A 7,192-nucleotide genomic window follows, 5' to 3' on the forward strand; every position below is an offset into this window, starting at 1 on the left:
TACCGGAATATATGGCTCCCATTCTCCGGAATGGTGGCTCTCAAAGTCCGGACAGGTGGCTCTGAGAGTCCCGGAATAATCAATTTTCCTGTAAAATATGTTCAGCACCCGCGAAAAGAATAATTTGAGATTCATATTTACGGAAATAACGATCTGGATCTTTGGAGCTTTTATAATGGTCGTCGTAAATTTTATTTTTCTGATATTGTTCGGCATATTTTAGCATTTCTCGAAGATGGCGTATCTGAGACTCGAGAGAAACAACAGAGGTATTTACCTCTTTTTGCTGCATATGTAACAAGGCTATGCGGTCTTCAAGTTCTGAAAAATTATGTAGATTATGTGTGAACATCTTGTTATATTCAGCAGAGACAATTTTTAAATTTTCCTTATTTGCCCATTTCTGAAGTCCAATGTTTCCTGCTATATTGGGAGCATTGGTATCTATTAATTTGTTATGAACAGAAGGAAAAATAGCTTTCTGACGTTTATTTTCAATGCGTTCTTTGATACGTTCTTTAGTAAAATTTTTTCCTAAAGATTTAGCACTTCCACGCACTGGACGGGACATATCGGGAGAACGAAAGGTAATGTATTTTCTGCTGCTTTCGCCAAATTCTGCGTTTTTTATTTCATATCCTTTAGCTTCCATAAATGCAAGAAATTCTGAGTAAGTGGAAACAATTCGGATTGTCTGGTTGATATCTTTTCGCAGCTGCGCTTTTTTACTGGATTCAGATTTATTTGCAGCCCATTCATTGTATTTCATTCCTTTTTTACCATCTGGCATAATTGTGGACAGGTTATGTTCCTGGCATAAAGTGTCGCTGAGATTTCGTATTTTCCAGTAATTCTTTTTACAGTCATGGTAATGAGAAAAAGTGATGTTATCTGCAGAACAGAAAATTAAATGGTTATGTACATGACCTTTATCAGTGTGTGTTGTCAGAACATAGGAGTATTTTCCCTCCAGTAAGCGATCCGCAAGTTCTTTGCCAATTTGATGGGCTTCTTCATAGGAAACTTCACCAGGGGAAAATGCCTGAATCAGATGAAATGCCTTATTTGTATTGTGCGGATCTCTGCAGTCATGTGTATGATCCAAAGTGTATTTAAAGTCAAGAACGGCTGTTTCGGGAGAGCAGGCAAAGGAAGAAATATATAGATTCTGGTCAGTTTTATCTGGATTGCAGATGTATTCTATTGCTTTATCAACGGTTGTTTTGATACCATGGATTTTTGTAACTGCCATATTTTTTCCATTAACTCCTTTATATCGTCCAGGTCCTTTGGGTAAACTGTATTGGTACTGTTTATACGATGGGTGATCTGATTCAAATTGCTGCTGATATTGCCCAACAGGGTATTCATTTTTCGGATATGAGAGTAGTCTACTTCATATACAAATCCATATAAGATCATTTTCCGTAGAAAGGCAGATTTGCTTTTCATCCTGGAAAGACGATATTTTTCTTCTAAAATGTATTGTTCGTCATCATTCAAATAAAATTGTACGGGATGAATTCTGGTACGTTTGCTCATTGAAATCCTCCAATTCGTTTTTTTCTATAAAAAAGAGTACAAAAAAACTGTCTAACCAGTTCGGCTATGACAGTTATGGTACTTGGTTTTTTGTTGGTTTGGACAGATGTATCTGTAAGTTATTTTAACAGGACTGGGTGAAAGCGTCAAATTAAGAAATTATAAAATATGAGAGGGCCAGGGATACTCCCTGATACATTTTGGTAGAATGAACCGGAAAGGGAATTTGACAAAATGAGCCAGTTGTCATGACACTGGCAGTGCTTGCTTCTTTTGGGGTGTAGCCTGCAAAGCAGGCTATGCAAAAGCTATAAAACATAAATGGAACTGTGAGAAGTGGTTGAGAATATAATCCTGATAGCGTATAATCAGAGCAAGAAATCGTAAGTGAGGGATAAATTTGAAACGTGAGGAAATTTTTCAATATGTGAAAGGGCAATATGGAACGGAACCGGAATATTTATGGAAAAAAGATCCTGATTCTGCGGTGCTTCGACATAAAAATGGAAAATGGTATGCTATAATTATGGCAGTGGAAAAGAAAACACTGGGATTAGAAGAAGATGGAAAAATTAATATCCTGGATGTAAAATGTGACCCTGATCTGGTTGGGATGTTAATTCAAACGTATGGATTTTTACCGGGGTATCATATGGATAAGCGACACTGGATTACGATTCTTTTGGATGAATCTGTCAGTGAAGCTAAGACGCTAGATTTTCTGGATATGAGTTATGATTTAATTGACAGTGGGAAGTAATTAAAATTAAAAAGGAAGCCTTTCAGAAAAATCTCTGATCGGCTCCCAGGTATTTATTCTGGATATGTATAAGTTGATCTTTGCAACAGGATATTTTCCCAATCTCGTTCATGGCGCAACACTCGGAGAATATGAATCTCTTTTGTTTCTTCCATTATAATATAAAAAATAATAGATGGCGGAAAAGATCTTTTATGTATGGAATATCCTCTGTACAGAATTTGAGTTCGGGGAAAGGCAGTACTGAACTGGCCTAAATTCTGCATTTGTTCTTTCAGATCAGATTGAAAACGGTCAGCACGTTGCTGGCCGAATTCTTCTTCAATATAATCTGCAATGTCTGTGACGTCGTAAATTGCTTCCCAGGTTAAAATAATTTTATATTCTTGCATTTCTTCGTGCATCCCTTAATTCTGTGATTTTGCGAAAAGCATCTTCCAGTGGCAATTCACGACCAGCTTCCATATCATCAATTCCCCGGTCTAACATGCGGAGAAGATGATTGTTTTCCTGGTTTTTATCGGTTGTAGGGACTTTTTTTGTTAATTCCATGAAATCACTCCAATCATACGGTTTATAAATAGTGTATGTTGTTCAGAAGTATCTATCCATAGTTTAGCATAGAATGGGCAGCAATACAATTGAATTATTTTGCAGGAGCGTCCGTCAGACCAAGAAGATATTCGCAGGAAACATTAAATACTTCGGCCAGTGCGACAACTTCGTAGTCGGGAACGAAACGTGTGCCTTGTTCAATTCGCAGGATTGCCAGATCATTAAAATCATATCCTGCAAGTTGTAATTTGGCAGCGAGTGTTTTCTGAGTAAGATTATGAGCCTTTCGTAATTCTTTTACCCGTTGTCCTATTCTGTTTTTACTGTTCGTTTTTTTATCCCAATAAATAATCATTCTGATCCTCAAAAGTTTCTAAAGATGAAGTATTATTATTGATTTTAAGGAAAAATATTGTTACTATACTTCTAAAGATGAAGTTTTTGGAAAGTTTATTTGATTTTTGAAATAAGAAAATGATAATGCTGCCTGTAATGAGAAATAATTCTAATGAGAGGTGGAAAGAAGATGAATGAGTTTTATGAAGCAGTATCGAATTTATTTGAGGAATTGCGCTGTGACTCCGGAGAAAGAGAATATACAGTACAGCCGGAAGAATGGAAAGAAGCAGAGAAGAATTTGAAACAAATACAAAAGAAGCTGCCACTACATCTGGAAAAAATCCCAGAGCGTGAGCAGAATTTCTGGAATAAATATCTGGATCAGTTAGAACATTTCCATTATGAAGAGGAGCAGCGGGCTTATTACCAGGGAATGATGGATGTAGTTGAGTTTCTTATTAATATAGGGGCAATAAAGAAATCCACGAATGTTAAGAGAATGATAGAAAAATATGCACGTTAAGAGTGGCGGTATGGGAAACCATACCGCTTCTTCAGAATAATTCAGATAGAATTCAAATGAATTTCAGGGATCTTGTTTATCGTGGTCTGTAGGAATTTTGTATGTGCGCAGGTATGCTTCTACGATGGCAAGGATAGCGGTAATTTGCTCATCGTTGCATTTTGACAGGTACATGAGCAGGCGTTGATAATCAAGATTATCTGTATGATTGTTTGGATAAAACAATGGTTCAGGAGGAACATTTAAAGCGCGTACCAGTTTTCTGATTTTATGAAAACTGGGAACTCGGCCCCCATTTTCAATTTCCTTTAAATATCGGCTGGACATTTCTGCTTTTTCAGCTAATTCTTCATAAGTCAATTTTTGCTCGTGTCGGGCGTTCTTAAAAAACAATCCCAGTTCTTTATCTGTTTGTTTTGGCATATGATACACCTCCATGTTTAGTGTATAGTTCCCTTTCTTGAAAGAAAATGAACTAATATTTCACTAAAAAAGAGGGTGATATTTCACTTTTTAAAAGACATATAAAATTCTGAATTTCCGTAAAACAGATCCGGAGGTATAGGAAAGATTAAGAATTTTATTGTCTGGTATCATATCCGTCATTACGTGACGGATGAAATAGATAAATAGTTCAAAAAAGCAAATAAATTTCTTTACCTCAAAAAGTGAATTATATGCCACAAAAAATGATGGCAAAATATTATCTTTTGATATAAATAGCGTCCGATGGGCTAAAAACTACCCATTAGGACGTTTTTTATATACCTCAAAATACAGGAAAAACAATTTTCTCGTATTTATTAAGAAATTTTTTAAAAATTTCTTCCCACACCCCGACAAATGCACTCATCCGTTTGGGATATGTGTGAAGGGGAAGCAAGAACTTTGCTTATTGCCTACCGGCGGGGAAGGAGGTGAACTCTTATGGAGCAATCCTCTTTTCAAGATGAGCAGACAGTCAGACATCAGTTTGATTCTCTGTGCAAGCTGGCATTGAAAAGTGAAGTTATTAATTATGAAAAGCATATGGCATATCGCCAGAAGTATGAAGTGATGTTGTCAGAATTATCAGAAAAGGAGTTGAGCAGACTTTTTATAATGGAAGAGCATGAAATGGAAACACATCGTTTTCAGGTCCTGGGTTACGACATAGAAGTCAAAGATGCATTGATTGCTGAAGCACTGCAGACACTTACTGAAAAGAAAAGGAATGTTGTGTTATTATCATATTTTATGGATATGAGTGATGCAGACATTGCCAGAGAAATGAATCTTGTACGCAGCACAATTAATGAGCATCGTAGACGATCACTGGAACTGATGAGAAAAAATATGGAGGAATCTGCAAATGAAAAAAAGTAAAAAACAGAAATGCGCATTTGATTTGCTGCCATTCCATGTTATTGAGGCAGCATCAACTGGTGATACTGAGGCAATCCAGGCAGTGTTGAAGCATTATGAAGGGTACATAACAGTTTTGGCTACCAGAAAAATGTTTGACGAATTTGGACAGGTGCATTACTGTGTAGATGAAACTCTGCGTCAACGCCTGGAAGCAAAACTGATTACTAAGACCTTGGGATTTGATACGAAATCATATGTAAGGAAAAGTAATCAGTAAAGGGAGTATTTAATATAGATTCCTTTTCCCCTTCAGGAATTTTTGTACCTTGAAAATTGTATATTGTTTTACATACAGGACGTGAAGATATGTAGAGCCACTAGGTAAATCCGCCATGATATATCTGCTCTGTTAATGGAGTAAATACGAGGAAATGCTGAAATATAACATTGAAGTAAAGGTATGGAGCGAGAAGAATTTGACAAAATGTGCAGCAGCTGCACAGGGCGACGAAGCATATCTGTGATAATGATACTTCCAGAAAAAAGCTGGTCATATTTAATGACGGTGCAAAACCGATGTGGGCAGAGTACTGAACTGCCACCTGTATTGTAATTTTATCTGCCGATGACAGTGTATAAAATTGTAAATTGTCATGGGCAGATAAAAATGTTTTGTCCAAAGAGAAAAGGAGGAGAGAAGAGTGGCGATTAAAATTGAAAAAGGTAAGATTCCAATTTGGGAAAAATATATGCTTACGGTGGATGAAGCAGTGCAATATTTTGGAATAGGTGAAAAGAAAATAAGGATGCTTATTTCGGAACATCTAAATTCAGAATGTTGCTTTACAGTCCAGGTGGGGTGTAAGTCATTGATTAACCGTAAGAAATTTGAGGCCTTTCTGGATCAGACTACGTCTTTGTAAAAAATATACGAACAATTTAGCACTTTAAAGTGAAAATGCTAGCCCTGGTATGATATAATACCTATATCGTGCTAGGGCTTCTTCGTAGAAAGGGGCGAAGACGTTTGGGTAAAACAAAACGTGACCAAAAACGACGGGATAAAAAAGGTCGAATTTTACGAAACGGAGAAAGTCAGAGAAAAGATGGAAGATATGCGTTTGTATATACAGATTGTTATGGAAAGCAGAAGTTTTTGTATAGTTGGAAATTAGAGCCAACAGATTCTCTGCCAACTGGATGCAGACCATGCTTAGCGCTAAGGGAAAAAGAAAAGAATATCCAAAGAGATTTACATGATGGTATAGTACCTTACGGAGGAAATTTAACAGTTTTGGATTTGGTTCAAAAATACATTGGACAAAAAAAGGGGGTTCGTCATAACACTCAGGCGAACTATGATTTTGTGATCAATATAATAAAAAAAGAAGAATTCGGAACCAGAAGAATAGATAAAATAAAATTGTCGGATGCAAAAGCATGGTTTATTAAACTGCAAGCAGATGGAAGAGGATACAGTTCCATTCACAGTGTGCGTGGAATTGTAAGACCTGCATTTCAGATGGCAGTTGAAGATGATTTACTGCGCAAGAATCCTTTTGAATTTCAATTATGTACAGTTGTCGTAAATGACAGTGTTACAAGACAGGCAATTACAAAAGAACAGGAAGAGTTATTTCTGGAGTTTATCCGAAATGATGACCATTACTCAAAATACTATAATGGAATGTTTATTTTGTTTAAGACTGGACTTCGTATTTCTGAGTTTTGTGGATTGACAGTGAAAGATATTGATCTTCAGGAGAGAAAAATCAATGTGAATCATCAGCTTCAGAGAACCAGAGGAATGCAGTACGTCATTGAAGATACCAAAACTTCAAGTGGAACACGAATGTTACCGATGACAGATGAAGTTTATGAATGTTTTGAACAGATTGTGAAAAACCGTAAAAAAGTAAGGGTTGAGCCGATTATAGATGGATATAGTCGATTCTTATTTCTGGATAAAAAAGATATGCCTGAAGTAGCACTTCATTGGGAAAAACATTTTCAGTGGGCGTTAGGAAAGTATAATCGTACTCATGAGGAACAAATGCCAAAGATCACGCCTCATGGTCGAGTTATAATAAGGACAAGTTAGAAAACTCCAGTAAATACAAGGGGTT

At 36.5% G+C, this 7,192-nt stretch carries 12 protein-coding genes; 6 read left to right on the top strand and 6 right to left on the bottom strand.

Translation table 11 applies throughout. From position 1 onward, the window contains the following. Positions 1–79 precede the first annotated feature (79 nt). Positions 80–1,252, bottom strand: coding sequence for a relaxase/mobilization nuclease domain-containing protein (locus tag G5B12_RS16575; protein WP_244096132.1), 1,173 nt, complete (start codon positions 1,250–1,252; stop codon positions 80–82). Beyond that, on the bottom strand, positions 1,201–1,542 hold the full coding sequence (locus G5B12_RS16580) for a plasmid mobilization protein (protein WP_005426517.1): 342 nt from the start codon (positions 1,540–1,542) through the stop codon (positions 1,201–1,203). Before G5B12_RS16580 ends, G5B12_RS16575 begins: the two co-directional genes overlap by 52 nt. Before the next feature lie 400 nt (positions 1,543–1,942). On the opposite strand from G5B12_RS16580, the gene G5B12_RS16585 reads away from it, so the two are divergent. Further along, positions 1,943–2,302, top strand: a complete 360-nt coding sequence (locus G5B12_RS16585; protein WP_174088892.1) for an MmcQ/YjbR family DNA-binding protein — start codon at positions 1,943–1,945, stop codon at positions 2,300–2,302. A gap of 53 nt (positions 2,303–2,355) precedes the next feature. On the opposite strand, the gene G5B12_RS16590 is transcribed toward G5B12_RS16585, so the two are convergent. The 3 genes from G5B12_RS16590 to G5B12_RS16600 form a co-directional block, all read right to left on the bottom strand. Further along, positions 2,356–2,694: a type II toxin-antitoxin system RelE/ParE family toxin gene (locus G5B12_RS16590; RefSeq protein ID WP_019162149.1), complete on the bottom strand. Its 339-nt coding sequence runs from the start codon at positions 2,692–2,694 to the stop codon at positions 2,356–2,358. Then, positions 2,681–2,854, bottom strand: a complete 174-nt coding sequence (locus G5B12_RS16595; protein ID WP_005426514.1) for a hypothetical protein — start codon at positions 2,852–2,854, stop codon at positions 2,681–2,683. The genes G5B12_RS16590 and G5B12_RS16595 overlap by 14 nt, the downstream gene beginning before the upstream one ends. Before the next feature lie 94 nt (positions 2,855–2,948). Further along, positions 2,949–3,212: a helix-turn-helix domain-containing protein gene (locus G5B12_RS16600; RefSeq protein WP_015541275.1), complete on the bottom strand. Its 264-nt coding sequence runs from the start codon at positions 3,210–3,212 to the stop codon at positions 2,949–2,951. 171 nt (positions 3,213–3,383) lie between these two features. Between G5B12_RS16600 and G5B12_RS16605 the strand changes: the two genes are divergently transcribed. Continuing rightward, a complete protein-coding gene (locus tag G5B12_RS16605; RefSeq protein WP_005426510.1) occupies positions 3,384–3,719 on the top strand; it encodes a hypothetical protein in 336 nt (111 codons plus the stop codon). A 63-nt stretch (positions 3,720–3,782) separates the two neighbouring features. Here the strand turns inward: G5B12_RS16605 and G5B12_RS16610 are convergent, their stop codons facing one another. Continuing rightward, positions 3,783–4,142 carry a helix-turn-helix domain-containing protein gene (locus tag G5B12_RS16610; RefSeq protein WP_015524620.1) on the bottom strand — a complete coding sequence of 120 codons (360 nt, stop codon included), beginning with the start codon at positions 4,140–4,142 and terminating at the stop codon, positions 3,783–3,785. A gap of 504 nt (positions 4,143–4,646) precedes the next feature. Here G5B12_RS16610 and G5B12_RS16615 point away from each other — a divergent pair. From G5B12_RS16615 to G5B12_RS16630, 4 genes are all read left to right on the top strand, one after another. Further along, a complete protein-coding gene (locus G5B12_RS16615) occupies positions 4,647–5,084 on the top strand; it encodes an RNA polymerase sigma factor (RefSeq protein WP_015541277.1) in 438 nt (145 codons plus the stop codon). Further along, positions 5,071–5,343 (top strand): helix-turn-helix domain-containing protein, encoded by a 273-nt coding sequence (locus G5B12_RS16620; RefSeq protein WP_015541278.1) that lies wholly within the window; start codon positions 5,071–5,073, stop codon positions 5,341–5,343. Before G5B12_RS16615 ends, G5B12_RS16620 begins: the two co-directional genes overlap by 14 nt. Positions 5,344–5,767: 424 nt before the next feature. Next, entirely contained in the window at positions 5,768–5,989 is a 222-nt protein-coding gene (locus G5B12_RS16625) for an excisionase (protein ID WP_021650362.1), read from the top strand. 104 nt (positions 5,990–6,093) lie between these two features. Next, positions 6,094–7,167: an integrase DNA-binding domain-containing protein gene (locus G5B12_RS16630; RefSeq protein ID WP_147603100.1), complete on the top strand. Its 1,074-nt coding sequence runs from the start codon at positions 6,094–6,096 to the stop codon at positions 7,165–7,167. Positions 7,168–7,192 lie beyond the last annotated feature (25 nt).

It is taken from the genome of Blautia sp. MSK.20.85, assembly GCF_013317245.1.
Classification (GTDB): domain Bacteria; phylum Bacillota; class Clostridia; order Lachnospirales; family Lachnospiraceae; genus Blautia_A.

What these genes read in the sequence shown, in the direction of transcription:
- G5B12_RS16615 (WP_015541277.1), top strand. Translation starts at nt 4,647, where the DNA reads ATGGAGCAATCCTCTTTTCAAGATGAGCAGACAGTCAGACATCAGTTT.
- G5B12_RS16600 (WP_015541275.1), bottom strand. Translation starts at nt 3,212, where the DNA reads ATGATTATTTATTGGGATAAAAAAACGAACAGTAAAAACAGAATAGGA.
- G5B12_RS16580 (WP_005426517.1), bottom strand. Translation starts at nt 1,542, where the DNA reads ATGAGCAAACGTACCAGAATTCATCCCGTACAATTTTATTTGAATGAT.
- G5B12_RS16605 (WP_005426510.1), top strand. Translation starts at nt 3,384, where the DNA reads ATGAATGAGTTTTATGAAGCAGTATCGAATTTATTTGAGGAATTGCGC.
- G5B12_RS16620 (WP_015541278.1), top strand. Translation starts at nt 5,071, where the DNA reads ATGAAAAAAAGTAAAAAACAGAAATGCGCATTTGATTTGCTGCCATTC.
- G5B12_RS16590 (WP_019162149.1), bottom strand. Translation starts at nt 2,694, where the DNA reads ATGCAAGAATATAAAATTATTTTAACCTGGGAAGCAATTTACGACGTC.
- G5B12_RS16595 (WP_005426514.1), bottom strand. Translation starts at nt 2,854, where the DNA reads ATGGAATTAACAAAAAAAGTCCCTACAACCGATAAAAACCAGGAAAAC.
- G5B12_RS16610 (WP_015524620.1), bottom strand. Translation starts at nt 4,142, where the DNA reads ATGCCAAAACAAACAGATAAAGAACTGGGATTGTTTTTTAAGAACGCC.
- G5B12_RS16575 (WP_244096132.1), bottom strand. Translation starts at nt 1,252, where the DNA reads ATGGCAGTTACAAAAATCCATGGTATCAAAACAACCGTTGATAAAGCA.